This is a genomic window from Nocardia goodfellowii (assembly GCF_017875645.1).
Classification (GTDB): domain Bacteria; phylum Actinomycetota; class Actinomycetes; order Mycobacteriales; family Mycobacteriaceae; genus Nocardia; species Nocardia goodfellowii.
In genome coordinates, this window is sequence record NZ_JAGGMR010000001.1 from 7,706,940 (window position 1) to 7,732,931 (window position 25,992).

A 25,992-nucleotide genomic window follows, 5' to 3' on the forward strand; every position below is an offset into this window, starting at 1 on the left:
GGTTACCAACACGTACGAAACATGAGTGCCCCTCACATTGCCCGTTACTTAATCGTTATAACCCCAGGTCGGGTTACTCACCAGTACGCCACGCCCATCCAGTGCTTCGCGATCGCGGTCAAGGCCGGTAGAGTTTGGACGGTCGTACCACCAAGCGCGAGTGGCGAAATTGGCAGACGCGCCAGATTTAGGTTCTGGTGTCTTAGGACGTAGGGGTTCAAGTCCCCTCTCGCGCACCCACTACTGGCTAAGGTTCGAGCCAGATCCGCGAAGGGTCCCCTCGGCGCCGGGAAGCCGATACGGTTGTCCAGAGAAAGTTCTCCTGGGGCAGAGAGAGTGCCATCGTGTCAATCACCCTGCACACCCGGCCAATTCACCCGCGCGCCTGGGTTCCGACCAGGCTGCGGTGCGAGACTCCGCGTCCCACAGCGGGCGTATGCTCTGCGCTTGGCTCGTACGTATGGACGAGCCCGAAGTACAGACTTCAGGAGATTTGGCGCATGACGGTCGACCCTGGCGAGCAGGCTGCCAACGAATCGAACACCACACCGGAGGCCGCCTCGCAGCCGCCGAGCCCCGCGATTCCGCCGGAAGACCTGCCGGCACCGACACTTCCGGAGCCCACGTGGGTCCGCGGGCTCGAGTCGGATCTGGAGCCGTTCTGGGGCGCAAGGGTGGGCCAGATGTCATGAGCGAACCGATCGCCCCGATTACCCGGCTGAAGCAGCCGGGTGAAACGCTGCGAGTGGTAGCTAAGGACGATCTCGAGGCAGTGTCGGATTACCTCGACCTAGAGCTCGCGACGGCGTGGCAGCGTAAGGCCTCGTTCGAGTCGCGGGCGTTTCCGATCGTCACCATGGACGTAGGTCTGGTGACGCTTTACCTGCTGCTGATGAAGACCTTGGATCTGAAAGTTGTGACGTCCGGATTCTGGCCGACCACGACGGCGGTGCTTATTGTCATTTTCGCGGCGCTGTCGATACTTTCCGCTGCGCTAGTGGCTCTGCCCGCACAGTATCCCGGATACAGCGCCAACGGATTCGCGAGCCTGTATCTGGAGGCCGTGGAGAGTAAAAGCTCGAATCATTACCAGCGGATCATGGAGATCAAGATCCGATCATACGAAAGAGCGTGCGTTTCGAATCAGCGCAAAGCGCGGATAGTTTTTGGCTCATTTCTTTTCATGGCATTGCTCGCATGCGTGTTGATCATTTCGATACTTGTGGCGCTCTGAGGCTCACACACCGGCTTCGCTCATAGCCGATTTCCAATGCCATCGTGAATATATCTCATGATTGCTGTGCCGGTTCCATCTGCCGGTGTAGTAGGGCTCTAGAGCCGCTGGGAACCATTTTTGAACGACATCTGTCTCGGAGTAGTCGTTGTACTGCGAACTACATACCGCTTGCCCTGGTATGTGCACCATCAGCGGCATCGGCCCAGTTGTCCCAAGACTGCCCTCGACCGTCACCGCAGTCGAATCGAAGACAATCGTCGCAAGAACACTTCGTTCACGGAGGTCCCGCAATTTTCTATCAATCGCCTCGACTACCCAAACGTACTTTGGCATCTGGGTGTAGCCGACCGCTCTGGCGAGGCGGTCATCCTGCAGTCGCTTAGCTATGCTCATCTTGAATTCGGCGCCCGTCGTGATATAACTGCGTATAGCCAGCTCGCCGATCCGGCCGCCGGAAACCCGATCGACGAAGTCTTGTAGTCGATCTCGATATCGGTCGGAATCTTCGAGATGATGCAGAGCAGCCCATTCCGGCAAAGCTTTGATTCGCTCATCCGCCGCGATCGCCAGCCACTGCGCTGCCGCTTCCTCAGCGGTCGATCCGGATAGCCAGATCGAGCGTGGAAGTGGAACTACGACCTCTGTCTGCATCCTTTTGTTCGCGTCCATGAAATCGCTGACGAGATCGTCAAGTTGAACAATCTCGAACGGCCCCGATTGGTCATCGCACACGATCAATGCCACCACATCCGAATCGTCCGATGTCACCGAATCGCTGTCCGGGCGCGGATCGGCAAAGTCTCTCCGACGGAGATATCCGACCGCGACCTGCGCATGGGCGATGACGCCCCGAGCCGGTGGCGCCCGCAGCAGGATGACCGGCAGTGCCGCGTTCAGATACCGGCAAATGCTGGCACCGAGGTTTTCCTTAATCCAGAGCCGGCGCAATTGCCCCTGCGCGCTGGCGCCGCGTGCCTGGACCTTTCGTGACTCCGCCAGCGTGCGGCTGCCGCCCTCAGTCTGCAAGCGCTGCAACTTTTCCCGCACACTGTCAACCACGCCCTGCAGCCGTCGTTCCTCGGCAGCAAATTTCGCGCGGTGCGTCCAATTCAGCTGGACTGGCTTGCTTAGCGAATCGGCGTCAAGTATTTCCGGTGGCAGATCAGCCGCACGCAGCGTCGCGGCGAGTAGCTGCCGGTTCAGGCCCTGGGAGGGATAGGCACGACCAAACGCCGCGGTTTTATCACTGATTCCGTGGAATTGTGCCGTCGGACGACGCGGCACGGCGCCGCGCAACACAGCCGTGTAATGACAGACCCAGGCCGTGACGTGCGCGCACGTGAGAAGGTGACCGTCTTGCTGCATGAAAGGAACGCCGACGACCTGATGCGCCACTCCGAAGACTTGCACGTCTTCGGTTACCGCCGTGCGAACCTTGTCCGCGAGGTTTCTATCGCCCGCGATCTTGTCAACAGTGAGAGCAGCCGACACCATCGAACGGCCGATCCGTCCGGGAAACTGCGGCCGGAGAACCGAGTAGCCAAAATACTTAGTGCTCGTTTTGGCGACGAAATCTCGTAGGTGCGGCCTCTTACTCTTGGGAACTTCCCCGTGGAAGAAGTGGATTCGAGCCGTATCAGATGACCGTGATCCGAATCGCGCATCGTGGACTCTGCTGAACTCGCTGCGAAAATCGAGGTCGAAATAATCTTTCTCGACGACCACCACGTTGACTTTGGAGCAGAAGACTCTGAGCATTGAGCGCGCCGGCTGGTCTCCGCCTTGCAAGGGCGTCTTCCGGCGTAGTTTCAGCAGATCCAGCAGATGGTCGACCGGATCGTCTTTACAGAGCTCGTAAATCTCGCCGAACGCGCGCTCATCGCGCCGCGTACGTTCCTTGCACAAAAACAGCCACCCCTGAATATCTGATCAGTAGTACCACTCCACGTCGGTTTCCACGTCAATGGAGAATGCCGAGTTCAACGCGACGTTGCGGCGAAGCTCGTCGGATTTACGATACGCCTCGAACACCCTGTCCAGTACGCCTTGGCCGAACTGCTTCGCTACTCGCTCTTCGCGATTCGCCGCCAACTCCATCGGCGTCATCGGGCGATATCGTGTATAGAACTGGTCGCCATATTTCGGCAACTGCCCCTCGGGTCCAAGCATCGATGGCACCTCCGTGCCCCCTTGCGTCGCATCGGCTGATCCCAGCTCTTCTTTTCGACGGCGAGTCATACTGCTACCTCCGGCGTCGTATGGCCGTCAGCTTTCCAGCGATCCCGACCATCTGTCAACGCATTGCTCGGAACCAATTCGAACACGGAAATTATCGCGCTATCGACCAGCGTCGTTCGCAACATACCCCTGCCCTCTCATTACCCATCAGTCTAGGCCCGTCGACACCAGCACACAAGATCGAATCCGCTCCTGACCTGCGGTTTCAACTGCGCAGCCCCGGACCCTCAGCTTTTATGAAGCAACTCCCTGCTGTATTCGTTCCGAGCGCGTCATCGGATGACTCCCGCCTGGTAGAACACGTCCCGACCGACGGAGAAGTGCCCCGAAGGAACCTGGATCGAAGTTGCCCAGCCCGCTGCCCGAGCAACTCCAGCCGCCATTCGGCAAACCGAACGGACGGCCCGGGAATAGACCGGCGGGCCCTCATACTCCGAGTCTGTACCCGGGAGCGCCCAGCCGCCCCCACAATTAACTAACTCCTAGGAATATTTGCTGGCAGCCATCAGTACAGGCGGGCGCTGTCACCGATCATCCGGACTCTCGGTATGGATTTCCCCGGTCCATCCCCAAAGTGCGTCGAGGCCACAGCACCCCGCAGGAAGCTTGAGCCCCGCCCAGTTCGACACAACCGTGACACACGGTGCCACACCCCTCTACACTGACTCCATGCCCGCACAGCCGGAGATCACCCAGCGCGACCTGCGGAATCGCTCCAAAGAAATCATGGACGCCGTCCAACAAGGGCAGGCGTTCACAGTCACGCGCGACGGACACCAGATCGGTGAATTGATCCCTCTCCGCAGGCGCCGGAGGTTCGTGACCCGCGCCGAGTTCGCGGCGATGTCGCGGAGCGCGCCCGAAATCTCGATCGAAGCCTTCCGCGCCGATCAGGACGCTACGGCCGAACAGAACGCGGACGATCCGTATGCCCACTGAGCACAAGCAGGGCCTACTCGACACCAACATCATGATCCTGCGCCGCTGGATCGACCCAGCCCAACTGCCCGGGCAGATGGCGATCAGCGCGATCACCCTGGCTGAACTGTCAGCCGGACCACACGAAGTCCGCCGCAATAACGAACAAGACGACTACGACGAGCATGTCGAACGCGCCCGCCGCCTCGATGTCCTCCAGCGCGCAGAGAACGAATTCGACCCCGTCCCCTTCGGCGCCGAAGCCGCCCGCATTTACGGACGAGTCAGTGCCGGCGTGATCAGCGTCGGCCGAAAGCCTCGCCGCCGCGTCGCCGATCTGATGATCGCTTCCGTGGCGATCGCCGAAGAACTCCCGCTATTCACCACCAACCCCGATGACTTCCGCGGCCTCGAACAACTGCTAACCGTCGTCCCGGTAACACGGCCGGAAGTTCCTGGCGATCGCCCACTCCGCTAGAAGTCGCTCGTGGAAGGTAGCGCCGAAATCAGGAACCGCCCGGCAGTTCCCGCACAAGCGCGAACACCACGCCCAGCAATCCACTTCCGCCGCTGATCGTGCTGCCACCACGAGCGTCACAGTTCGTACCCCTCATCGCCGCAACTGCATTGCAGTAGAGCAACGTCGACGAGTCGTTAGTCGGGTCGGCTGCCGAACTCCACGCAGGAGCCCCCTCGTTCTCCTTGCCGGAGTACGAGGCGGTGCCGGTGGAGTCGTTGTTCCACCGCTGCCAGCCTCCTTCGCCGTTTCCGGCGACACGCGAGTTTGTGGTGCTGCCATCGGGATTGGTAATGGTTAGGTCGACGGTCTGGTTGCCGTTTCCCTTGGGTATCGTGTTCACCACTGTGCGCCCGTGAAATGACGTGTGCCGCGCTCAACCGTTGGTTGAGCGCGGCACACGGTGCGGGACGCTGTGGCGTTGTAGGCCTTTAAGCTGGCGCCCGAACGATCCGGACCTGGGTCGCGGTGCCGTCGAGCACTGCGGCACCGTGACTGGACCAGCCCTGAACGGTCACTCTGTCGCCCGCGTCGATCCGCATGGTGACCTTGGCGGTCATCGTTCCGGACCATCCGGTCGCCTCGGCGCCGGTGGCGACGACGGCACCGTTGACGAGCAATCGCACGGCCTGGCGGGGGCCGCCGAAGCCACTGAAGATCGCGTACGGGATGCTCGCCGAGACAACCACATTGAGCGCGGTTCCTCGAGCGATCAGCGCGCTTCCGGAGATCGTCGATCCCGGGAAGAGCCCGGTATCGGCATACCATCCCGTGACGTCGGCCCAGCTCCCGGTCAGGTTTTGGTCACCACCCTTGCTCATGCCCGAGGGACTGAACGGCGGCGCGACAGCCATCGAGAATGTCCCGGTACCGCTTCCGGCCATGGGGAGCGGACCGAAACGCGTGGTCGCGGAGGTCCCGGTAGTACCGAATGCGGCGGCAGCCGCCGAATGCGGGATGACCGGAGCCGACAATTCGGCCGTGGCCGAGAAGACCGCGTTGCCGGTCGCCGTGCGAGTTTCGCCGCCGAACGACGCTGCGACGATGACGCGACCGCCGGCGCCGACAGCCACTCGCGCGGTGGCGGTGCCCTGGTCGCCCAGTTTCGGCGAAATCCACTGTGACAACGGCCATGCGACCGCGGTCAACATACCTCCGCCGCCCGCCATGGCTTTCGCGGTGGCCGTAGGTTTGAGCTGCGGGGTGTTCGTGGCGGATCCGGCGAAGGCGGCGTAGACGAATGGCGGCACGTCCGGGATCCGGGAACCGTCGGTGAAAATATGAGGTGGTCTCGGCGCGTCGACCATCAGCACCGGTGCCCCCGGGACCGCGGGAGCCGCGGTCGGCGGTGTCGGCGGTTTCGCCGTGAACACCTGCGCAGGCGCTGTCATAGCGGCCTCCGATTCTTTTGTGAGCGAGTATTTTCGGACACCGGAGTGCCGGTTCAGCTCATGGTGAAGGTGGGGGTGATGAGCAGGGTGCCCTGCGCACCGAGGGTGGTGGAGGCGATGGCGACCTTGTCGATGAAAGTGCCGCCGGTCGGGGCGCTCCACAGTCCGGCGTGCGTGTAGGTGCCGGCGGGCAGATTCACCGTGACCTGACTGCCATTGATCTGCCCGTTGGCCGGAGCGCTCCACGTCGTCGCCACGCGAGCATAGGCCGGCGACCCACCGGAAGCCTCGTTGGTGCCGTCGGAACCCGGGTCGGCCTTGTGGACAGAGACGTAGACGGTGCCGGCGATGTTGGCGTATGCGGCGCACAGGGCGTTCTTGGTGGAGGTAACTGCGATAGCCATGGTGAATCTCCTTGCGGTTGTTGTGTTTAGGGGCGTCTTCGCCGACAGGTGGCGGAGAGAGGTCAGTTGCGGATGACGGAGCCGACGTACCAGGCGTAGGTGGTGACCGGGGAGGTCTGGTAGGTCACCAGCATCGTGTAGCGCGAGTTCGCAGGAATGGCGTCACACGTCACGGCCGGCACGGTCCACTTGGCGGCAGTCTGGGTGACGGTGGCCGCCCACGTGCCCAGTGGCGCACCACCCGGACCGGTCAGCACGATGGAAATCGTGGTCCCGGCCGGGAATACAGCCCCACCGGAGGGCTCGATGGTCTGCACGAAACTGGCGCCGGTGGTGAGTTTGAGGGGTTGGATCTTCGGCTGGTATCCGAGGTGTCCGGGATCGAGCGCTGTTGTCATAGGTTTCCTCTGCTGTGTTCGACCTCGTCCATCAGTTCTCTGGAGAGGTTCAGTTCCGGGATACGGCCGTGTTGGGCCGCTTCGATCACGCCGCGTAGCACGGCGAGCGCCTCACGGAACAGTCCGGTGACGCGGTCCAGTTCCTGAATGGACGCTGCCTGCGCGGCTTCTACTCCGTCCAGTCGTACGGAGACGACCCGCAATTCTTCTGCCACGCGCGATAATGTCGCCAAAGCGATGTCGTTGACTTGCTTGGCGGCGGACACTTCAAGGCGAAGGTTTTGTGCCGGTTGGGATTTCCGGGCTCGCAGCCAGGAGTAGAAGCTGGTGGCGCCGGAGCCGCTGAGAAAGGTGGCCACGCTGATGAGCGTTGTTTCGAGTAAAGGCATCAGGCCCTTCCAGACCTGGCCACGATAGGCTGGTTATGGACCAGCGCCATTGCATGCTCCAGGGGTCAGTAGGTGCGCCGACACGAGAAGGTGCGATTCGATTGCACCGAAAGGTGCTGGCATTGATCGGTTTACCGGCATTCGAAGGTGCCGGAATGATTCGCGCGATATACGCCTCAGGCGACGGTAGCGGCCGCTGGTATTTCGATGTCTTCGGCGCCGAGGGCATCGGTGATGGATTCGACAAGTTCCGACGCCGCGTCCGCCGCGGCCTCGAGCGCCGGCTCGTTCGTCACGATCCACACGTTGACGGTGCGCAGCACTTCCAAGGCTGCGAGCAGACCGGTTCCGAGCCCGGCAACCGGGCTCGGCGCATACTGCAGCAACGCGATGGATGCCGCCAGCACGCTGACAGCGCCGCCGATCATAGACACCACGGCTTTGGCGTTGCGGGCGACGAAGGCCCCTGCGTTCCCCGCCATAAGATCTCCTTCGGTGATTCGGTACGCCCACTCAGGAATAGGAACAGAGCGTGCCGTCGAAATAGGTGAATACACCCGAGGCGTCGCCGGCCATTTTGTTCGCTGCCGGAATGTAATACCCCGGAGCCCAAACACTTCCGGCACCTGCGAAGACGACGAACGATCCGGATACGTGCTTGATCGTGGAACCCTCGCTTTCGCCGGCATTCCTGGCAACTCGCCACGGGTCGGCGGGGCTGGGTGCGGTCCACAACGCCACGTTGAAGTTGTCGGACTCTCCGCACGCTCCTTCCCACAAGGCAGCAACATTCATCACGTACCAACCCGATTTCGTAACTTGAATCTGGCCGGACGGCAGATCGAGTACGTTGACATTGTTGGCCTGGCGCGCGGTATCGAAAATGGTGCCGTAGCGACTGTGGAGTGCGGTTTGCGGCACGCCTGTCGCATTCTGGCGGCACAGCGACCAGCCCGTTCCGACCACCGAAGGCGACGTGGTGTCCGCCGCGGTGAAAGAGTCGAGATCGAAGCCGAACGACAACGATCTCGAACCGTCCCAGTTCTCGACGGCGTAGCAGGCGCTGTAGAAACCGACCCACCGATTGTTCGCCCCCACTGGGGAACTGACCGCGGTATCTCGATAGCTGAGCCTGCCGACACCGTTGACCAGCACCTCGTAAGAGGGGCCGGTTGCCGTCACTGTGACAGTGTCGCCCGCGCCGAGGGCCAGGCCCGTCTTTTCCGCCCAGGTGGTGGAATTCAGCGTGCCACCGGAGAATCTGGCGTTTTGCAGCAGGATTCGCCCCGCGCCGATTTGCAGCATGACGAAGGTCGACAAGTCGGAGGCCGCTCGGATCAGGATTCCGCTGCCGGTGAAGGCGCCGGCCTGGTTGGTCCGGCCCAACACGACCGACACCGACTGGTCGTCGGTCATCATCGGGGTCTTTCGCAGGGCGAGTTCAGCACCGGTGCCGGTGTTTCCACTCTTGGAGATGCCGGCCTGATCGTCGACGACAACCATGTCGCGAACCGTACCGCCGTCGGAGATCCACTTGGACACAGTCCATTTCGTGGTATCCCAGGTCTGGAAGTTGTCCGTCGCCGACGCGCCACCGACCTGTTCCTGGGTCTGTTTGGTCTGCAGGTCCGCGATCGCCGAAGCATTCGCAGTGGAGGTGTTCTGCGCCGACTTAGCCGTGGTCTGCGCCGACGAGGCACCCACTTGCGCCCGGTTCGCCGCGGTCAGCGCGCGGTCATTCGCCGCGTTCATGTTCGAGCCGATGGCCTCGACGCCGGCGAAGGACTCCGCCACGCTGGACAGGATCGAGGCCCGCGCCGACTCCCACGTGACTTTCTGGAGATTGCGGATCGATCCGCCGGTATACGCGCCCGGTGGTACCGCCTTGTCCGGGCTGGTCATTGGGCCGCCTCGATCGACTGTTCCGCGGCGGCGGCGACTTTCGCATAGTTGAGATCGAGTTCGCGCGGATCCACCAGATGCTGCAGCTCGCCGGAGTCGCGGAGTTGCTCCACGAGGTGGGCACGCTCTTGCGGCGTCAGCTCGGTGATGTCGGGCGCGGAAGTCTCGGGCGGCCGCGGTGCGCCCTTTTCCGCCCACTGCCCCGCGCCGTTGAGCCAGTGCGCGACACCGCGCGCCGGCGGATGGTATTCCCTGGTCTGCTCGTCGGGATAGTGCCGAAATCCTAGATCCCAGAGATGCTTCGACCATTGACGCAGCACATCGGGGTGTACCAGCAGCGGCGAATTCTGAGGTCCGGGTAGGCCGACGAGCGCCCACACGAAAGCTTCATGGGGATCGTCGGGATTGCACTGCTCGAGCGAGGGGATGGACATGTTCACTCCGGAGGTTGGATAGAGATCTGGTGTTCCGCCGCGGCTTACATCTGGACCGCGAGGGCGTGGATGTCGTCGACAATGTCGGCGACCACGCGCATGGACTTGGCGAAGGGCATATCGTGGTCGCGATCCGAGCCGACGGTGACCTGCCAGGCCGGGCTCGCGGTCCGCGACCAGGCCAGCTCGAGTTCGGTCACCTGATCGACGTAGATCGAGCCGTCCGGCATGCCCTTGACCGTGGAGCCGACCCGGTCGCCGAGGAAGAAGTGGCCCTGTCCCTGGTCGCCGATCAGATACGGTTCGCCGTTGGCGACGGTGAACTTATGGGTGAAGTGCTGGCGGGTCTTCCACATACCCTCACCGAGGGTGAGCAGCGAGCCGAGGGTATAGGCGCGGTCAGCGCTGTTCTCGAAATGCTCGTGATAGTGCGACCAGCCGGCGGCCAGGGCCCGCCGCGGCGATCGGTGTCGCTGCCACGCCAGCAGCGTGTCCGACAGCAACGAGGTGGCGATCGTATTCGCCACCGCCGTGGCGGCGTTGACCGCGCCACCGGCGATCGAGCCGCCGAAAGGGATTTCGCTGAGGGCGCCGGCAATCAGCATGCCGACGACCTGGATCGCCGACGAGATCGCCTCATTCACACCAGGCATCGAATGGCCGCCGGTGAGAACTTGCACCGCTGAAGCCGGGTTGACAATGAACTGGGAAGTCTGGATGCCGGTGTTGTCGTTCTGTCGATACACCACCCACGGGTTGGACGGAAGCGTGCCCATCCAGCCCGGATTCTTGTACAGCTCGGGCACGTTCTGATCCGGCAGCACATCGGGGCTGTAATCGAGCCAGGTGTTGTCGAATACCTGCATGGTGTGCTGCAGGCCGTCCCACATATTGCCGCCGGTGCTGGTACCGGTCCAGAATCCGGACTTGTCGACGATGTCGACAACCAGACAGCCGTGCCGCAACTTCGCCCCGGGCCACGGTTCCGGGTCACCCTGCAACCAGCGCCTGGTAACCACCGCCAACTGCGCCGTTTCGAGGCTGCCCTGGGCAGCCTCGTGAAAATTCTGGAAGCGGGAACCGAAAATCGTCCACATCGACGTATCTCCCTGGAAGCCACCAGGTTTCACCACCACGCCCCACCTCGACTGGTCGAGGGTGCCCCAGGTACTGGGGTCGAGCGGATCATCCGGCAGCGTCCACAGCCCGCCCTCCAGCCGGAGCAGATTCAGATGCAACGCGGTCTTGAGCACCCAGACGCTGGGACCCGCGAGCAAGAATTGGCGCGGGAACTGCACCTGTTCCGGCAGAAAGGGATTCGACCAGCAGTAGATGTGCTTGAGATCCTGATACGAGTGCATGAACAGCAGCTCGACGGTGGTGACACCGTGCGCATCGGTCTTGATGACCGCCTTCTCCAGCCGCCCGTCCCACCGCGCACCGTCCTTGTCTACGGTGATGTGCACGTTCTTCTTGGTGCGGCCATTGATGTCGACCGCCCACTTCGCCAAGTAGTAGTCGTACGGCAGCACCAGCAGACCGGTGCCGGCCTGGTTCAGAATCCATCGGAAATCAGCGCTGATCTCCGCGCCGCAGACGCCGCGGAGGTTCCAATCGCCATCCCAGAGCCGGATCAGCGGCCGCGAGAACCGCTGTTCTTTACGAATTGTCTTGGCCGCCTGCGCACTCGCGTAGATCGCGGGAAGATCCAACACGGCCGTCACTGCAGCCCCCACGGACGCGACCAGTTACGCGGCTGCACGACCAGCACCGAAGCTCCCGAGGGAGCACCGCTGACCGAGACCGGCACCGAAGTTGCCGGGGTGTAGGGCGGCACCGGATACAGGAAGCTGACACCGTTCATCAGCGCCCAGATCTGCGAACCGTCTTTGGCGACGATCATTTCTTCCATCGGGTCGGTGTCGACCGTCAGATCCTTACCGGCAGCGGTCTGCGGCAGCGTGATCACGCGCGCGGCATCGCGATCGACCGCACCCCACGAGAAATCGGGCAGCGTCCACTTCCCCGGCGCCGAACACACCCATTTCAACCACATCGGCTGATCGGTCGGATTGGCAATGGTCACCGCACCAGCCTGGCTTTTGCCTTCGCCCGTGGTATCGATCGAGGAGGTCCAGGTACCGGTCACATCCGATTCGACCCACCACGGGTTTCCCGCGGTGCACGTCATGACCACCTTGCCGATGGACTTCAGGTGCGGATCCTTGTCCGGCTTGAAGTCCGGCTGCTCCGACATCCGCAGTTTCAGCGACCGCGTACCGAAATCGGTCGTGATCGTCAGAGTGGCATCGCGGTCATAGGCCCACGCCTTGCGCCACGCCGAATCCACCGACTCCCACGAACGACCTGAACTCTGAAAAACATTGACCGCGAATACCACATCGCGCTTGTTCGTCCGGTAACCACCGAACGACGAACCAGCCTGAAACGCCGACTGATTCCAAATCGTCGTCACCGGAGCGTCATACAGCCCGGTCGGCGACGTAGCCAACTCCACACCTTCACGACCACTCCCCTGACCGGCGATAGTCCATTGCGAACCATCGACACCGGTCACCGTGATCATCGCAGCATTAGACGCCACAGATCCACCTCAGTTCTTTGTAGTGCTACGCCCGGCAACGTGGAGATTTCTCCACTGCTGCAAGCGATTTCGAATTCTGGCGACGCCGGATCGACTCGCCATACACTTCCTCGCATGCGATCCATATCAATCGGCGCGCATCAGTTCCCATTGCTGCGAAAGGATTTTCAACCTGGCGACGATGTCCTCCTGGCTCGACATCGAAATATTCACCGTGGCGGGCTGACTCGACGGAGACCCCTGGCCGTACCCCTGGCCACCGTTGGACCGGCCGCGCTCCGACCTTTGACCACCTAGCATCTTCTGCAGGAAGTACGGATCCGCGTTCAGGGCCTGGAGGAATGGGCGGTTCATCGCCGTCGACCGCGCGTTCATGACGAACTCGCCGTCTGACAAGTAAGCCGGAATCTTGTCACCGATCGACGAACCCGGCCCCTTGACATCACCGCCGGCGGCGTACCCCGCATAACCGTGATCCGCTTCCGGAGGCTTCCTGCCGGGATCATAAAGGTCGTTCCGCGAGACTTGATAGCGCTCGTCCGGGCTGTCCGCGTAGTAATAGTCGATCGTATCTCGGGGAGCCGCTCCGCCAGCCGTAGTACCTTCTTGAACGATATCTCTACCCGTTCCATATGTTAGAAAGTTCTGCCCCAGTCCAGCACCATGCGCGGCCCGCATCAGATTGTTCATGCCGATCTTCGCTCGCGTCATCGTACTGTCATCGTCCAGGGGAATTCGCGTATCGAACTTGTAGTAATCCCAGACCTTCGGCTGGAACTGAACTCGGTAGTCGTACTCTCCTGGCCGATCCTTGGACTCGGTCACCTCGATGACGCCTGCGGCACCAACATAGTGATGTCCGAACGCATTGTGGACGTCAGCATTATCTGTGTTGTCCGAATTCGCCGGCATCCGCATCCAATCGACCTGGAGTGATTGCGGCTTACCTAGAAGATCAGGATCGACTCGTACGGCATTGACGGCCGCGTCGATCTCGGCTTGCATACCCGGTTGATACTGTGACCCCGGGGAACCGATCGGCACCATAAAGCGATCCAACTGGTGGCGAGGGTCATTCGGATCCGGAGTCAACGCACTCACGTTCTGGCCATAGAACAGCGCGCTCTTGGCCCAGGCCGAATGCAGAACAGCAGAATCGACGTCATCGGCCCCCACCCGGAAAGGGGCTCCGCTACCCGAGATGAAATGGTCCAGAAGTCTGGCTGCCATCCCCCAGCCTCGACCCTTCATATAAGTCCAGGCGTACGCTTCCGCTTCCTCGAGTTTGCGTCTCTCGTACCAGCTCTGCGGCTGCGTTCCCCAGCCTGGCTGTTTACCGATACCATCCAGCTGGGGCGGGGTTTCCGGCGCCAGCACATCCGGCGGATACAGCGGCAGTGACCCGTTCCAACCATTGGAGGGAGGCGCATCCGGATGGTTCATCCCGTCATCTCTTACGAATCGGAGAAGTGGTTCGCGGGATATCGCGTCGAGTGCCAGCCTCGAGATCGGGAGCAAGAGATTTTCTTCGAAATTGACCATACGGAGCTTCACCTTTCGGTTCGGATTTTGCTGCCCCAGACCAAAGCGGAGGGGCGACAATGCGAGGCGTGCGCAAGAGGGCGCAGTCTGTTCGCACGGCCGAGTGGGGATGGCTATGCTGTGGCGGCTGGCCGACTGCTAGCAGGTTGGAGATCGAGTGAAGAAGCGTTGGGGTTTAATCGGACTCGGCACCGCGGTGGCAATTGCAGCCGCAATCGGCATCACGGTGGTGACCACCAGGCCAGATACCCCCACACCGCCTGAATTCAGGCCGCTTTCGCTCACCTTCATCTCGGAAACTGAAGGATGGGCACTCGGGACAATCAAAGGGTGCGCGACCGGTCAACGATGCACCGCCCTGCAGCACACCACTGACGCCGGCCGGACCTGGCAGCCCGACGCCTCGATCACGATGCCGCCGAACACAGAGGTCCTCCGGCTCGCCGATCGCCGTGTGGGCTGGGCCGCCGACCTCGACGACAGACTGTGGTCGACCAACGACGGCGGCGCTACCTGGCAACCCCTGAACGCACCCGGTCTCATCTCGCCACGCGGTGCCGCACTCAGCAACCGTGCGATCATCTCCGGCAACAGGATTCAATTCGTCCAGAGCACTAGCGCGGGCGACAAGCTGGAGTTACTCACCCCCACCGTCGACCGACACGACTGGGTGACCTCCTCTTTCAACACTGGCCTGCCCCGCACCCAGAGCCCACTCCGTGTGCAAATCGCACATCGCGGGGATACAACCTGGGTCTGGGCCGACGGCACAGCCAGCAACGCTCCCGCCGCCTCGCAGCAGAGCACCGAGGTCGGAGTCAGTGCGAAACTAGACAATGGTCATTGGTTCCCATGGACACCGCCGTGCCCGCAGCCAGGGCGACTCCTCGGTCTGCAAGCATCCTCGGATACCGACGTCATTGCCTTGTGTAAAGCCGGCCCGGCCAGCGCCGGCGAACCCTGGAAGACGCGCAACAAACTATTCATCTCCCGCGACCGCGGCGAGACGTTTACCGAAGAATACGACGCGCCCGCAGCCGGGACCGCCACACTCGTCGGAACCCTCACCGCCGGTGACCTGTCCATCTCAGCGGATGGTGCCATATTGGCCAGCCACGACGGGGGACAACACTGGGAACAGACGTACAAGACCGACTCCAACGCCGTTACCCTGATCCAGGCGGACAACACCACCGTCGGATACCGCACCCCCGGATTCGTCTCTCCTGCCGATGGATTCGCAATCGAATACAACCTACCGATCGCACGCCACGGCAAAACGCCCGAACAGGAAATCGCCCTCCTCGCCACACACGACGCAGGCCGCTCCTGGGCACGGGTCGCCTTCACCGACGTTCTCCCGCGGTAGTTCCCCTGTGAGATTTCGAGACTCCGGTCACCGCGCGGAACTGTCTCGGCAGGGATCGCTTTCAGCTCACAAAGACCGACAGATGCAGTCCACTTGCGATCGCTCGCCCCGTACCGTTCTGGCTCACCTGCACGTCGAGGACATCCCCGGCACGTAGCACCGGCTGCGAGGTAAGTGGCACAGTAACCGGGATCTCCGCGGCGAGGTTCGTACCCGCGGCCAGTGTCAGACTGGCAAAGGTCCGCTGCACGACCCCATTGCGGAGCTGACGGACAGTGATGGTGGCGTTGTCGGTCGCGGTTCCGGTGAGCGTGGGATATCCCGGCGGTGCGACGAGTTGAACGTCAGTGACAGTGTCGCCGCTGTAGAAGGCCGGGGAGTAGACCCCGGCCAGGGTGGTAGTGATGGATCCGCCGGCGGCCTGGGCCGGCAGGGTCGCGGAATAGATCATTCGTCCTCCCAGGTGGATGCGGTGAACTCGTCGATGAGGTTTTGCATCGACTCGTCTCGTTGTGCGTCGCGGACGATGTCTACCGCGGTGACCGGACGGGGCATCGGTGTGAGCCGGGGCGGGTCGCCACCGGCGGCGGCGATAACTGCGGCTTGCACGCCCTGCAGTGCGTCGATGATGGACAGCAATAGGTAGCTGTCGATGGTGTAGCCCTCGGGGTTCGGCCCGGAGGGGCCTTCGGCTTCCTCGTAGAGATCGAGTTCGGCCTCGGCTTGTTCGGCGGCGAGCATCTGTTCGGCGAGTTCGCGGTCCATCGCGAGCGCGGACCGGTATTGCGAGCCGTGCGGCAGCCTGTCTTTCAATGCCCAGATGGTGCGCCAGTCACGGGTACGGATTGGGTTGGGCCCGAAGCAATCCCGGACGTCGATGCCGCGCTCGAGCAAGTCGTAGTCGAGCGCGGCACCGAAACGATCCCAGAACTCTACGAGCCCTGAGATCCCCCCGGCAGCTCCGCGGAGCCCTGGCCGAAGAGATGGGCGTAGAGATCTCTCTGAAAGGCGAACCACTCGTCGAGCGGCCGATCGGCGAACAGTCTTTCGACAGCCTCGTACTGGTCGCCCAGCACGATCGCCATCTGTTCGTCATCGCTGTTCGTCCGGCGCAGAGCCAAAACTTGGCTGCGGGTGACCGGTGCGATCGTGATGTCGTCGGTCAGGCGGTAAGACGCGCGTCGGCGCGGAGCGAGCTCTTGCTGCAGCTCGTAGAAACGACCGCCGACCTCGGCCTGAGCGGCCGCTTCGGGTGTGGATGCCATGGTGTCAGATCTCCGGGTTGTGTTGTGTTACTAGGGCTTCGAGGTGCGGCGGCGCGCAGGCTGGCCGACAGCTTCGACTTCGGCCTTCTCGGCGTGACCGAGCTTGAAGACCGCGTTCACGTATTCGCTCGCATTGGAAACGATGTAGTCGTCGACGCCGTCGGTCATGGTGACGGGGTACTCGGTGGGAATGGCGGACACGGTGGACCCGCTTTCTTCTCCGGCAAGAATGGATAAGGAAATTTGTGGGGCGTGCCATGACCGGAGACACATGACACGCCCCACGCCCAAGTCGTGGACTCGGGAGCTCGAGCAACCGTCAGGGACGGTCGGGGGCGTTACGCGGCGTTGGGGATGCCGGTCTGCGCCAGGATCTTCTTCCAGCCGGAGCCGCCGAAGCCGTGCGCGATGGCGTAGCCGGCGGTGTCATCCTTGAAGGCGACCATGGTCAGCTTCTGGGCCAGAACCTCGGTCGGATTCCACTGCTCGCCGCCGTACTTGCTGACCGCGACCTTGGGAAGCACCTTGTAGACATAGATCGGGCTGGCATCGTTGCCGTCCTTGCCGATGATGATCGCCGAGTAGTAGGTGATCTCCTCCGAGGCCGGCTGCGCGAAGAACACCTCACCGGAGGTGGCGTTGGCCTTGATCGCCGAAAGGGCGGTCCCGGTAGCCAGATTCAGCGTCAGCGCGGTCGTCTGCTGCGGCTGGAACTCGATGGTGGTGATGTCGCTGGTGACATCATTGCGCACCGGCTGCAGTTCACCGTAGGACTCGATCGGGGCGGCGGTGATGCCGCGAGCGAAAGCCACACCGGTCTTCTTGTCGATCAGGCCGACCGGCTGGTAGGCCGCAGGCAGCGTCTGCAGAGCGCCGGAGGCGTCGGTCAGCGCGGAAGGGGCCGCGGTGTAGTGCGGAGCGATGAAAACAGCCGCGTCGAGCGGCTTGAGCAGCAGCGCGCGCTGCGCGTTCTTCAGCGCGGTGAGGTTGGTGGCAGGCATGTGTCTCCATTCGAGCGCCCCTAGGCGGGCACGGTTAAAGGAACCGGCACCGAGCGGTGCCGGTGAAAAGCCCAGTCAGCGGCCAGATTCGGGCCTACTGGCGGCGGGCTTCGATAGAGAAGGCGATCTCGACCATCTGATTGAGCGGATCGAGGTCGGGGACCTCGGACAGACCGCGGCTACGGCGCAGGACCGGCGGATGGAACTTCGGCTCCTCGGCGACGATCTCCTCGGTGTAGTCGACGAGAACACCGTTGACGCGGCTGGCCGGAGCGCCCAGCAGCCCGCTGCGGATTTGCACCGAAAGCTGTTGCGCCTGAGTGCGAGTGGTACCGAATGCCACCACGCTGACTTTCGCCTTGTAGGTGATGGCGTTGATGTCCAGCGTCCCGCCGGTCGTGCGCACCCAGATCAGGGGCAGCTCGGATTGCAGATCTTCCGAGGTCGCGGGCAATGTGGTGACGGTGGTAGCGAGCGGAGTGAGCAGATCTACCATGAACTGCTCGAAGTCGGGGAATTCTCCAGGCGCGGGATAGGTTGGCATTACGCCGCTTCCGGCGCCGGCCCGACAGCCACCTCGGCCTCGAGAATGCCTGCTGGGGCCTCCGGAGCGGGCATGGCGTCAGCCACCGTCATCGCGACTCCCTGGGCCAGATTGGCCAGTGCGTTGGCGTCGGCTCGCAAGGTCGCCAGCCGTGCGACCACAGCCTGGACATCGGTGAGGATGCGTTCAGCGAGGCCATCAGGGTCAGTGGAACTGGGCACAGGTTTCTCCAAAGAGGTTGGGTTCACGGGTGATCCGTGGAAAAGAACGATCGGATATGGGCCGGCGGACGAGTGCCGGGTCCGGCCCCACGGGGTTTCCACGAACCCCGCTCTGACACTGCGATTTACAGCCCCAGCAGTGGCAGCATCAGCGGAAGGATCACGCTGAGCAGTTCGAGGACATCGACGATGTTATTGAGCATTTCTCATCACCCCCTCTCGCTCGTGCGAGCAGCGCCTGGTCTTCAACGCACGTGGCTCAGGTAGGTGGAGAGTCGGTCACGCAGCGGATCGTTGGTGAATGTCGCGCCGTATTTCTCGGTCTTGATGACATTGATGGTGGTACTCCGGTCGATCTCCGGACCGATGCGCTGTTCGAGAGTGCGCAACTGAGGCTGCACCAGTTTGGGAGCGGTTTGTCGTAGGTTCTGCGACGCCGATGAGAGGGTCTGCACAACAGATGTAACTGTGCCGGCCAAGGCGGTGCCCGCACCCGCGACGGCAGCTCCCGCCGGTCCGGCTACCGCTCCGACCAGCGCTGAGATGGCGGCTTCGCCACCGGCCGCGACGATCTCATCGCGGGTGCCTTTGTAAATGTTGTACCAGTTGTGCCATTGCAGAAAAGGAAATAGTGAACCGACCGGCGCGGTGGATAGGAAGCCACCGGCATCAGTCGGGCCGTGTTCGTCTTCCACGTCCCCGCCCGCGGCGTACGCCTTCGGCTTCAACGACCTACCCAGTGCCTGTCCCGCAGCGCCGGCCATCAGCGGCCATTGCAAGAAGGGAGCCAGGCGACCGGGGCGTGAAATCGACAGCGCGCCATCGTCATAGCCGGGTCGGCGTCCTTCTAGTTCCCCGTCGGCGAAGCGGACGAATTGCGCATCGTCTCGTACATCTTCGAAAGACATTTTCGACCATCCATTGATTTCTATGCGGTGACCGCGGTTCGGTGCGCGTTGAGTAGCGCGGCCAGCCGGTCGCAGTAGCCGTCGGTTCGGTATATGGCGTTGTGCGCGCCGCCGCGGACATACCCGTCCATGAGCGCTGCGGCCTGAGACCACGACTGCCACTGGCGGATCGGGTGCTGCCACCAGTCGCGGTGGTCCAACTGCCAACGATTGCCACGGATGCGCTCGGCCAGCGCACTGCTCCAGCCGCCCAAGGCGGCGAAGCTGAATGCGGACATGGTGTCGGCGAGGGTCCGTAGCGGCGAGTCCGCGGGGCAGCAGGTGATCCCATCGGCGTGGTGGGCTACTTCCCAGGTGATGATGTCTTCCGGCCAAGGCCCATGCTGACCGTTGATCCCGAATCCCGCCGCCCCGCGATCTACCGAATCACCCTCCTGGCGAAGGGGATTGGCGATATTGGCTGCCCACTCCACCTCGCAGTCCGGGTACTCGCCTCGCCCTTTCGCCTCGAGGAGACGAGTCACCACGAGAGCGCCGAGGCTGTATCCAAGAATCCCTACTCGGTTGGGGGTCGCGCGGATCTCTGCGGCCAAGGCCTCGACACCCAGCGCCACCGACTGTTCTTCCGAGCAACCGTCATAACGACCCTGAGGATTTACTGGTCCGATACTGGCTGGGTAGTCGACATCGGGACCGATCGAATACTTCGTGCTGTCGAGCCTCCGCGTAACGCAAGAGAGCATGTTCGCCGGCGCACCGAGACGCTCTCCGGTACCACGACATGTCAAAACAGTGATCACGCGAGCGGCCTTTCAATTTCCGGAACACCTTCTGCAGGAATTCATTTCGCTTGGTTAGACGAGTCCCGCCCCCGGAGTGAGGGAAATGCTCCGGGGGCGGGACTGTGGCGCCCCTGCGCTGCGACGACGTCTGCAACCGCGGACCACCCGCGGGAGACGGGCGCGCAAGGGGCGGGCATGCGGAACGCTCTGAACCCGCTGTCAACCTGATAGTCGTTCGGGGGCGTGCCGCATGGGCTGGAAATGACGGGCGATCAGCGCCGTCAGGATTGCTTGTATTCGAAAGGCAAAAAACTTCGGAAGGAGTTCCGATTTTCTTCTTGCCTGTGGCTAAAGCCTAGCGTGCCTTGGATAGCAAACGGGCCGAAAGGGACCAACAGCGCTGGTAGATAGCGGTTTTCGGAGTCTTCACCGAGCCCTTGAAGGCAAGGTTTCCGAAGTCAGAAGGCTCGCGGGGTGCGCGTTGCCGAGGGAGTCACCCGCTGTTAGCCCTACGGGCGAGCCCCCTCACCTTAGCCGCGCGAAATGTCGAGGTTAGCTGACTCAGTATTCCTCTGCGGTGCCCGCCACGTCACGGTCCCAAATCTCCTGCTGCTTCTGAAATTCCGGATTGACAAATCGGATCCAAATCCGGCCGCTATGCATCGAAACGAAAATCACCAGTTGTTGCAGATCCCAGCGCACGCGGGGGTCAGTACCGAATTCCCGTTTCGACGGTTCACCTAGATCTTCGCTGACCAACCTCGTTATCGCATCGAAGCTGCCGAGCAAGTCAGCAACCATTCGCTGATCAGCTGCGTCGACTTCGTCGCTCGCCGAGAAGGAGATAGTATTGATTTGATCGTCCAGCGAGACGTGAGCCAAACCATCACCCGCCGACAGGCCGGTTTCGAGCAAAGCTCCCCTTCTACGAATATGATCCACGGTCCAGCCAGCGGCCCGACAGAATCTTTCAACGTCTTCAATCGACCATTTCCAATCGAATCGGGATGCAATTTCAATGACGCCGAAAGATCCTTCCAGGTCTGTCACTGCGCGGTCACCAGCCATCCGATATCCGCATCCACGACGGGATCTCCGCAGGCGCTCGGGGGTAGTCGGCGAGCTCCTGACGGACGTCCTGCACGCTTGGCGTCGGAACCCACTCCGGAACAGAGCTCCACGAGAAGCTCGTCTCGTACCGAGAAGGCGGGGCAATCCGAATCTGGCCGCTCAACCATGCCCCGCAGACTCGGTCGTGGGTCGCTTGCTTGTGCGCGAACAGCAACCCTCGCAACGTATCCGGCAGCTCCACGTTGGTAATTGCCTCATCACCGAGCACCACCTGCATGCCCGCACCGCCTTCACGACCGACCATCGACACCCACAGCAGCGCGAACTTCCAACCCGACTCGAGTAATTTGATAGCCTCGTCAACGACCGCCTGCTCAATCAGTTCGGAACGATTCTTGGTCGGCTCCAACGACTCCCACCTGGCGGCGATTTGCTCACCCCCTAGACTCGAGTTGACAGCCTTCAGCATCTCGAACACCATCGACGTCGGCTCAGTGGCACTGAACAACACGATCTCAATCCCCTTGTCGCCCTTGACGCCGGCCCTCCTCGCCATGCGATACACCTCACCCGCCCGCACCGCACCGAGGTAGGCGTTCAGCTTCCGCCGGAAATCCTCTGTCAAGGACTCATCTGAGCCGTTCCCGTAGTTACGATCTTCGGTCATCGCCAACCGCAGTCGGCCGTCCAGTCGCACCGTTAGCTGATCGATACGATCGTATTCACGCACTGTCATGTCGAATCTTTCCAATCGTTCACTTTGTCCCACGTGCCCCCGGTGTTACAGCCCATTCGATGGAGACGAAACCGCAACGAGCAGAAGCAGTCGGTATGCAGCAGTCGGAAAGCGCTGTGATTCAACCGCGCCGCGCAGCGGCGTATTCGGGGAAGCGAGTCGACATCGCCGCGTCGAATGCCTCGACCCGCTCGGCAGAATCCCACGCATGGAACTGATCACGCCGCTTATACCAGTCCATCAGCGTCACTGCCTCGTCGATGTGTCCTCCCAGCAACGCCAAGATCACTGCACCCCGTAACCGCACGGGATCCGGATTGGACCGGTCCAAGGCCGACAGCGTCGGTGCGGTTGCCATCGCGACCAAGCCTGGCACGGTCGCTCGCTGCGCGAACCACTGCTGCACCGGCCCGCGGACACTGTCCATGAACCGATCCACGCAATAGTCGACATCGGATTCCAGAGTGATCCAGATCGTCGCCATCCCGACATGCTGCGGATACTGGAACTGACCAAACGACACGCCCTCCAGATCAGCGGGCACGCGCCTACTGGCAGCGCTTTCCAAAGCCAGAGGAGGTAGCTCGGCACGGATCTGAGCCACAGCATCCGACATCACGGAGGCCCACCCCGAAACGCCGACGCTCCCTCCGTCGCCCCGCAGCAGGTGCGCCATGATCGTCGGATTCAGTCCCGCTTCAACGTCGCCGGTCGCGGCAAACCATGCGCGTCGCCAGGTCGGATACCGCTCTCCCGGCTCCGCCTCGCCCTTCCCATCCGGAGCTGGGCACCGGACGAAGCCGTCGGCAGCCAAAACCTCGGTCAGCTGGGAAATTATCAGGTTCATCACCCTGTCGGTCATGCTGGCACCCATTACACTCTCCTCTCCAGTTGCTACCGCCATATCCTGGCAGCTCCACCCCGGCGTACCTATCGCCGTCCCAGAAGCTCCATCTCTCTCAGTTGTTCGGCAGGCGATCCCGCATCATGACGGGTAGGCGCCGGAATAGAGATATGGATAGTCAATGATTGGTTGACCCTTGTTGCGGCCTCCCTCGCAGTGCCAGATGCCGACGCGAGGCTGGAGTGCAACGGGGCCAGCAGATCGGGCATCACGGGGATCAGGCCGGCACCAGCGACGAACCCCAATGATTTCATCGCATCACCCGCACCCATAGATGGACCACCAAGAATTGCGGCCGCCCTCTGTGAGAATGTATCCACCGCACTCGCGAGCGCTCGTTGCACTCCTGAATCGGCTGGCGTCAACGCCTGCACAGCGCCTAACGAGCTACTGCGCGCCTGAAAATATAGGTAGGCGGCAGGATTGTTGGCAGCCGCCGCGCGGCGTGCGGCTTCGGCATTGAGTTCCGCGTATGCGGCAAGCGATAGATTCCAGTCGCCATCCTGTTTTACCATACTGCTCGGCCACGGATCGTTTGCAGCCTTCCAAACCGTCCGGTCAGTCGGCCCCCACCCGTCGTTCCACCGGATGGTTTTGACGCCAGCGACTTCAAGCGTTGCCGGGTCTAGTTGGAGTTCTTCAATACGCTGCAGCAGATACGGATTCTTGGCTTCGTCGATTACGAGCGCCATCCCACCTTGCCGGTAAGCCTCGTAGCCTTCGAGCTGGGCTGCCGTGTATTCGCCACCGCGCCATTTCGACTCGACAAAGACTACCTTCCCGTCCCTCATGACGATGAAGTCAGGCTCAAAATACTTCCCCGGTTGTCCCGGGATCGGGATCCTCGCCTGCTTTCCTTCAGCGAGAATTATGTCACCGTCGTCTAGCAGCTTTGCTCGCGTGAGCCCTTGACCCAACTCGCCACCAATACCACCAACGTTTCCCTTATCGGCCAAACTTGCAGTGTCCCATGGACTCGGATTCGTCCCCGGCAACTGCTGCATTCCAGACCGTTCACCGCCCGTCAATGCGGTCGCATCTTCCAATGCGTTCTGTTTCGCTTTAGGCGGTCTTACATCTTCCGCAGTGGTGAGTGGATGTCTACCTAGAGGAAGATCTTCGGCGCCCGGGTTTCCTCTAGAACCAATGATCCGGCCGTCGTTACCCATCCTCTGGCCGGGCATCAACAGCCCAGGACGTTCGCGCGATGCGGCAATGACCGCTTGGATCTGGTCATCGCGGATAATGTCGTCGGCTATCCCCTTGTTGCGTAAAGCGGCAATAATATCCGCCTCCCCCATGCCTGACCGGTATAGCTCGTCGACCTGCATCACGAGATCGCCAGCCGAACCCGGCGCCGGAGACCGGGTGACCCCCAGCGAGGGCGATGCTCCGCTTCCTCCGTGTTCGCCAGGGGCACGGCGCGGAATACTCTGGCCAGGGCGGACTCTCGGGGCGCCGAAGAACGGATCGAGCGGGCTGATATCACCGGTCCCCCATGGATCGAGTCGCTGCCAGGGTAAGACCGGTCCCGGCCCTGGTGAGAAAGGCCGAGGCACTGTCGGTTCGGGACCAAGTCCTGGAGCACCTTCAGTTCTGGGAGTATGCGGAGCGGGGCCGGGTTTACCCGGAACGCTGATCGTCCCATCCCAGTTAGGCGGGAGTGGATCGCTCGATCTGGGTACATGGAGCGTCGGTGTGGGCGGGTCGAGGTTCCTGAGGAACGGGGCGACGTTGTCCGCTGTCCCGCCTCCGACGACCAGCCCGGGCAATAACCCGTTGGTCGCCCCTCCGGGGACCCCCGGCGGAATGTCGTCCGCCCATCGCCCGATTTTGCCGAACATACCCATGAGCGGTTTTACGAAGACGCCGGGTGTGAAGGTCAGAGCGGTCATGAGTCCGCCCACCGCGGCCTGCCCGGGATCGCCGGTAAGGAGACCTTCTTGGAGGTCCTTGAGGCCGGTCACGTCACCGAGGAAGATGCGAAAGTCGGTCTCGGTGAACTTGTGCGGTTTGCCTTCGTACGGAGAATCGTCTGTGACGTACGGGCGACGTGGATCGGTGCTATACAGCCGCGGGGTGTTCTCGAGCTGCTCGGCTTGCGCTCGATCGAGCAGCGGGATACCGGCCAAGCTCAGTCGGTTTCGGGCCTCGTAGGCATTGCGCCACACGGCACTCTGCGCCTGGTCCGGAGTGAGACCGGCATCGATGTAGCGCTGAACCTCGGCTTTACGACGTGGATCGTCGACAGGCAGGTACTGGTATTGCGCGGCGAACTGGTCGTCGTCTTGATCATGCTTTGTATACGCATACTTGTTGAGCCGATCCTGTGCCTCCTGCCGTAGCCGTTCGCTGGCTGCATCGAGATTGCCGGTCGTGCTGGCAAGGCTCAGGTCGTTCGCCAATTGGGTCGGGCTGTAGCCCGGTCTGGGCAATACCGTTGCCCCGTCTGCGCCGCCTAGAAGTCCGCTCTGATTCCAGTGGGCGTTCAATCGTTCGGTGGCTGCAGCTTTCGCGGCAGCCTCTGCGACGAGCGCGCCAGCGGTATACGGGCCCATTGTTCGCGGCCCATGGAGCAGCGCGAGGTCACGGTCGCGCTGTTCGGCGGTGTAGGAATCGTCGGTGGCGAACAGACCAGCCAACTGCTGAGGGGAGTACATTGCCTGCGGGCGCGATACCAGCGGCTGATCCACACCCGGCACATTCATCGTCGACTGGTATCCGGTGAGCCCGTTCGACAACGCCACACCCTCGTAATCGATCGTGGTGCCGCTAGGCAGGGTTACCGTTTGTCCGGGCTTCGGCGGGCCATTCTTGACAAGGGCCAATGTGTCCGGCAGACCCATCGCCGCCGGGCTCGTAGACGCGGGGTCCTCGGCAGGTCCGAGGAGTCCGGGATACAGCGCAGCCACAGCTGGATCCACTGGCTTTCGAGGTTCCTTCGGCTGCTCAGGTGCCTTCGGCGCGGTCGGTGTTTTCGTTGTCTCCTGTGTGGGTTTGGCCGATTGCGGGGCGGTCGGCACCAATCCCGGATACAGCGCGGCTACCGAGGGGGCGACAGGCTTCGTCGAGGCCGGAGCGGCGGGCGGCGACTGCGGGGGTTTTTGCCCTGCCCCGGGGGCCTGGGTCGGTCCTGCTACCAGTCCGGGATAAAGCGCGGCGATCGACGGATCGATGGGCTTGCCCGGGGACGACGGTTCTGGATTCGGAGCCATT

31 protein-coding genes and 1 tRNA gene are annotated in these 25,992 nt (G+C 62.2%); 6 read left to right on the forward strand and 26 right to left on the reverse strand.

Annotated features, from left to right (window positions below; genetic code table 11):
• The first annotated feature begins 154 nt into the window (after positions 1 to 154).
• From BJ987_RS35710 to BJ987_RS35720, 3 genes are all read left to right on the forward strand, one after another.
• A tRNA-Leu gene (locus tag BJ987_RS35710) sits at positions 155 to 236 on the forward strand.
• Between the two features lie 264 nt (positions 237 to 500).
• On the forward strand, positions 501 to 692 hold the full coding sequence (locus BJ987_RS35715; RefSeq protein WP_209897425.1) for a hypothetical protein: 192 nt from the start codon (positions 501 to 503) through the stop codon (positions 690 to 692).
• Positions 689 to 1,234, forward strand: a complete 546-nt coding sequence (locus tag BJ987_RS35720; RefSeq protein ID WP_209897426.1) for a hypothetical protein — start codon at positions 689 to 691, stop codon at positions 1,232 to 1,234. The genes BJ987_RS35715 and BJ987_RS35720 overlap by 4 nt, the downstream gene beginning before the upstream one ends.
• A 3-nt stretch (positions 1,235 to 1,237) precedes the next feature.
• Here the strand turns inward: BJ987_RS35720 and BJ987_RS35725 are convergent, their stop codons facing one another.
• Both BJ987_RS35725 and BJ987_RS35730 read right to left on the reverse strand, forming a co-directional pair.
• The gene (locus BJ987_RS35725; RefSeq protein WP_209897427.1) at positions 1,238 to 3,142 is read right to left on the reverse strand and encodes a hypothetical protein; all 1,905 of its coding nucleotides are present in this window, start codon (positions 3,140 to 3,142) and stop codon (positions 1,238 to 1,240) included.
• A 24-nt stretch (positions 3,143 to 3,166) separates the two neighbouring features.
• Complete coding sequence (locus BJ987_RS35730) at positions 3,167 to 3,406, reverse strand: hypothetical protein (RefSeq protein WP_209897428.1); 240 nt, start codon at positions 3,404 to 3,406, stop codon at positions 3,167 to 3,169.
• Positions 3,407 to 4,144: 738 nt separating this feature from the next.
• On the opposite strand from BJ987_RS35730, the gene BJ987_RS35735 reads away from it, so the two are divergent.
• Together BJ987_RS35735 and BJ987_RS35740 are read left to right on the forward strand one after the other, a co-directional pair.
• Entirely contained in the window at positions 4,145 to 4,414 is a 270-nt protein-coding gene (locus BJ987_RS35735; protein WP_209897429.1) for a type II toxin-antitoxin system Phd/YefM family antitoxin, read from the forward strand.
• 31 nt (positions 4,415 to 4,445) lie between these two features.
• Positions 4,446 to 4,871 carry a type II toxin-antitoxin system VapC family toxin gene (locus BJ987_RS35740; protein WP_307869858.1) on the forward strand — a complete coding sequence of 142 codons (426 nt, stop codon included), beginning with the start codon at positions 4,446 to 4,448 and terminating at the stop codon, positions 4,869 to 4,871.
• A gap of 28 nt (positions 4,872 to 4,899) precedes the next feature.
• On the opposite strand, the gene BJ987_RS35745 is transcribed toward BJ987_RS35740, so the two are convergent.
• The 11 genes from BJ987_RS35745 to BJ987_RS35795 form a co-directional block, all read right to left on the reverse strand.
• Positions 4,900 to 5,253: a hypothetical protein gene (locus tag BJ987_RS35745; protein ID WP_209897431.1), complete on the reverse strand. Its 354-nt coding sequence runs from the start codon at positions 5,251 to 5,253 to the stop codon at positions 4,900 to 4,902.
• 88 nt (positions 5,254 to 5,341) lie between these two features.
• Positions 5,342 to 6,301 carry a hypothetical protein gene (locus BJ987_RS35750; RefSeq protein WP_209897432.1) on the reverse strand — a complete coding sequence of 320 codons (960 nt, stop codon included), beginning with the start codon at positions 6,299 to 6,301 and terminating at the stop codon, positions 5,342 to 5,344.
• Positions 6,302 to 6,354: 53 nt separating this feature from the next.
• Positions 6,355 to 6,705: a phage tail fiber protein gene (locus BJ987_RS35755; protein WP_209897433.1), complete on the reverse strand. Its 351-nt coding sequence runs from the start codon at positions 6,703 to 6,705 to the stop codon at positions 6,355 to 6,357.
• Between the two features lie 62 nt (positions 6,706 to 6,767).
• Positions 6,768 to 7,103, reverse strand: coding sequence for an LtfC-like domain-containing protein (locus BJ987_RS35760; protein ID WP_209897434.1), 336 nt, complete (start codon positions 7,101 to 7,103; stop codon positions 6,768 to 6,770).
• Positions 7,100 to 7,492: a hypothetical protein gene (locus BJ987_RS35765; protein WP_209897435.1), complete on the reverse strand. Its 393-nt coding sequence runs from the start codon at positions 7,490 to 7,492 to the stop codon at positions 7,100 to 7,102. The genes BJ987_RS35760 and BJ987_RS35765 overlap by 4 nt, the downstream gene beginning before the upstream one ends.
• A gap of 176 nt (positions 7,493 to 7,668) precedes the next feature.
• Positions 7,669 to 7,974 (reverse strand): hypothetical protein, encoded by a 306-nt coding sequence (locus BJ987_RS35770; protein ID WP_209897436.1) that lies wholly within the window; start codon positions 7,972 to 7,974, stop codon positions 7,669 to 7,671.
• Between the two features lie 31 nt (positions 7,975 to 8,005).
• A complete protein-coding gene (locus tag BJ987_RS35775; protein ID WP_209897437.1) occupies positions 8,006 to 8,995 on the reverse strand; it encodes a DUF7257 domain-containing protein in 990 nt (329 codons plus the stop codon).
• 395 nt (positions 8,996 to 9,390) lie between these two features.
• Positions 9,391 to 9,828, reverse strand: a complete 438-nt coding sequence (locus BJ987_RS35780) for a phage gene 29 protein family protein (RefSeq protein WP_209897438.1) — start codon at positions 9,826 to 9,828, stop codon at positions 9,391 to 9,393.
• Between the two features lie 44 nt (positions 9,829 to 9,872).
• A complete protein-coding gene (locus BJ987_RS35785) occupies positions 9,873 to 11,543 on the reverse strand; it encodes a Gp37-like protein (protein ID WP_209897439.1) in 1,671 nt (556 codons plus the stop codon).
• A gap of 5 nt (positions 11,544 to 11,548) precedes the next feature.
• Positions 11,549 to 12,415, reverse strand: a complete 867-nt coding sequence (locus BJ987_RS35790) for a phage tail protein (protein WP_209897440.1) — start codon at positions 12,413 to 12,415, stop codon at positions 11,549 to 11,551.
• Between the two features lie 144 nt (positions 12,416 to 12,559).
• Positions 12,560 to 13,975, reverse strand: coding sequence for a hypothetical protein (locus BJ987_RS35795; RefSeq protein ID WP_209897441.1), 1,416 nt, complete (start codon positions 13,973 to 13,975; stop codon positions 12,560 to 12,562).
• Positions 13,976 to 14,132: 157 nt separating this feature from the next.
• Here BJ987_RS35795 and BJ987_RS35800 point away from each other — a divergent pair, with 157 nt between their 5' ends.
• Positions 14,133 to 15,344, forward strand: a complete 1,212-nt coding sequence (locus BJ987_RS35800) for a WD40/YVTN/BNR-like repeat-containing protein (RefSeq protein ID WP_209897442.1) — start codon at positions 14,133 to 14,135, stop codon at positions 15,342 to 15,344.
• Positions 15,345 to 15,405: 61 nt separating this feature from the next.
• On the opposite strand, the gene BJ987_RS35805 is transcribed toward BJ987_RS35800, so the two are convergent.
• The 13 genes from BJ987_RS35805 to BJ987_RS35865 all read right to left on the reverse strand — a co-directional run bounded on the left by BJ987_RS35805 (position 15,406) and on the right by BJ987_RS35865 (position 25,991).
• Positions 15,406 to 15,795, reverse strand: a complete 390-nt coding sequence (locus BJ987_RS35805) for a hypothetical protein (protein WP_209897443.1) — start codon at positions 15,793 to 15,795, stop codon at positions 15,406 to 15,408.
• Positions 15,792 to 16,157 carry a hypothetical protein gene (locus tag BJ987_RS35810; RefSeq protein WP_209897444.1) on the reverse strand — a complete coding sequence of 122 codons (366 nt, stop codon included), beginning with the start codon at positions 16,155 to 16,157 and terminating at the stop codon, positions 15,792 to 15,794. Before BJ987_RS35810 ends, BJ987_RS35805 begins: the two co-directional genes overlap by 4 nt.
• A gap of 119 nt (positions 16,158 to 16,276) precedes the next feature.
• Complete coding sequence (locus tag BJ987_RS35815; protein ID WP_209897445.1) at positions 16,277 to 16,609, reverse strand: hypothetical protein; 333 nt, start codon at positions 16,607 to 16,609, stop codon at positions 16,277 to 16,279.
• Between the two features lie 30 nt (positions 16,610 to 16,639).
• A complete protein-coding gene (locus BJ987_RS35820; protein WP_209897446.1) occupies positions 16,640 to 16,810 on the reverse strand; it encodes a hypothetical protein in 171 nt (56 codons plus the stop codon).
• A 137-nt stretch (positions 16,811 to 16,947) separates the two neighbouring features.
• Positions 16,948 to 17,610 (reverse strand): phage tail tube protein, encoded by a 663-nt coding sequence (locus BJ987_RS35825; RefSeq protein WP_209897447.1) that lies wholly within the window; start codon positions 17,608 to 17,610, stop codon positions 16,948 to 16,950.
• Positions 17,611 to 17,704: 94 nt separating this feature from the next.
• Positions 17,705 to 18,154 carry a hypothetical protein gene (locus tag BJ987_RS35830; RefSeq protein WP_209897448.1) on the reverse strand — a complete coding sequence of 150 codons (450 nt, stop codon included), beginning with the start codon at positions 18,152 to 18,154 and terminating at the stop codon, positions 17,705 to 17,707.
• Complete coding sequence (locus BJ987_RS35835) at positions 18,154 to 18,375, reverse strand: hypothetical protein (protein ID WP_209897449.1); 222 nt, start codon at positions 18,373 to 18,375, stop codon at positions 18,154 to 18,156. The genes BJ987_RS35830 and BJ987_RS35835 overlap by 1 nt, the downstream gene beginning before the upstream one ends.
• A gap of 245 nt (positions 18,376 to 18,620) precedes the next feature.
• A complete protein-coding gene (locus tag BJ987_RS35840; RefSeq protein ID WP_209897450.1) occupies positions 18,621 to 19,283 on the reverse strand; it encodes a hypothetical protein in 663 nt (220 codons plus the stop codon).
• Positions 19,284 to 19,303: 20 nt separating this feature from the next.
• Entirely contained in the window at positions 19,304 to 20,026 is a 723-nt protein-coding gene (locus BJ987_RS35845; RefSeq protein WP_245366285.1) for a PE-PPE domain-containing protein, read from the reverse strand.
• Positions 20,027 to 20,626: 600 nt separating this feature from the next.
• Positions 20,627 to 21,133, reverse strand: coding sequence for a DUF6301 family protein (locus BJ987_RS35850; protein WP_209897452.1), 507 nt, complete (start codon positions 21,131 to 21,133; stop codon positions 20,627 to 20,629).
• Complete coding sequence (locus BJ987_RS35855; protein WP_209897453.1) at positions 21,123 to 21,872, reverse strand: hypothetical protein; 750 nt, start codon at positions 21,870 to 21,872, stop codon at positions 21,123 to 21,125. Before BJ987_RS35855 ends, BJ987_RS35850 begins: the two co-directional genes overlap by 11 nt.
• 121 nt (positions 21,873 to 21,993) lie before the next feature.
• On the reverse strand, positions 21,994 to 22,746 hold the full coding sequence (locus tag BJ987_RS35860; protein WP_209897454.1) for a hypothetical protein: 753 nt from the start codon (positions 22,744 to 22,746) through the stop codon (positions 21,994 to 21,996).
• A gap of 56 nt (positions 22,747 to 22,802) precedes the next feature.
• On the reverse strand, positions 22,803 to 25,991 hold the full coding sequence (locus tag BJ987_RS35865) for a hypothetical protein (protein ID WP_209897455.1): 3,189 nt from the start codon (positions 25,989 to 25,991) through the stop codon (positions 22,803 to 22,805).
• Position 25,992 lies beyond the last annotated feature (1 nt).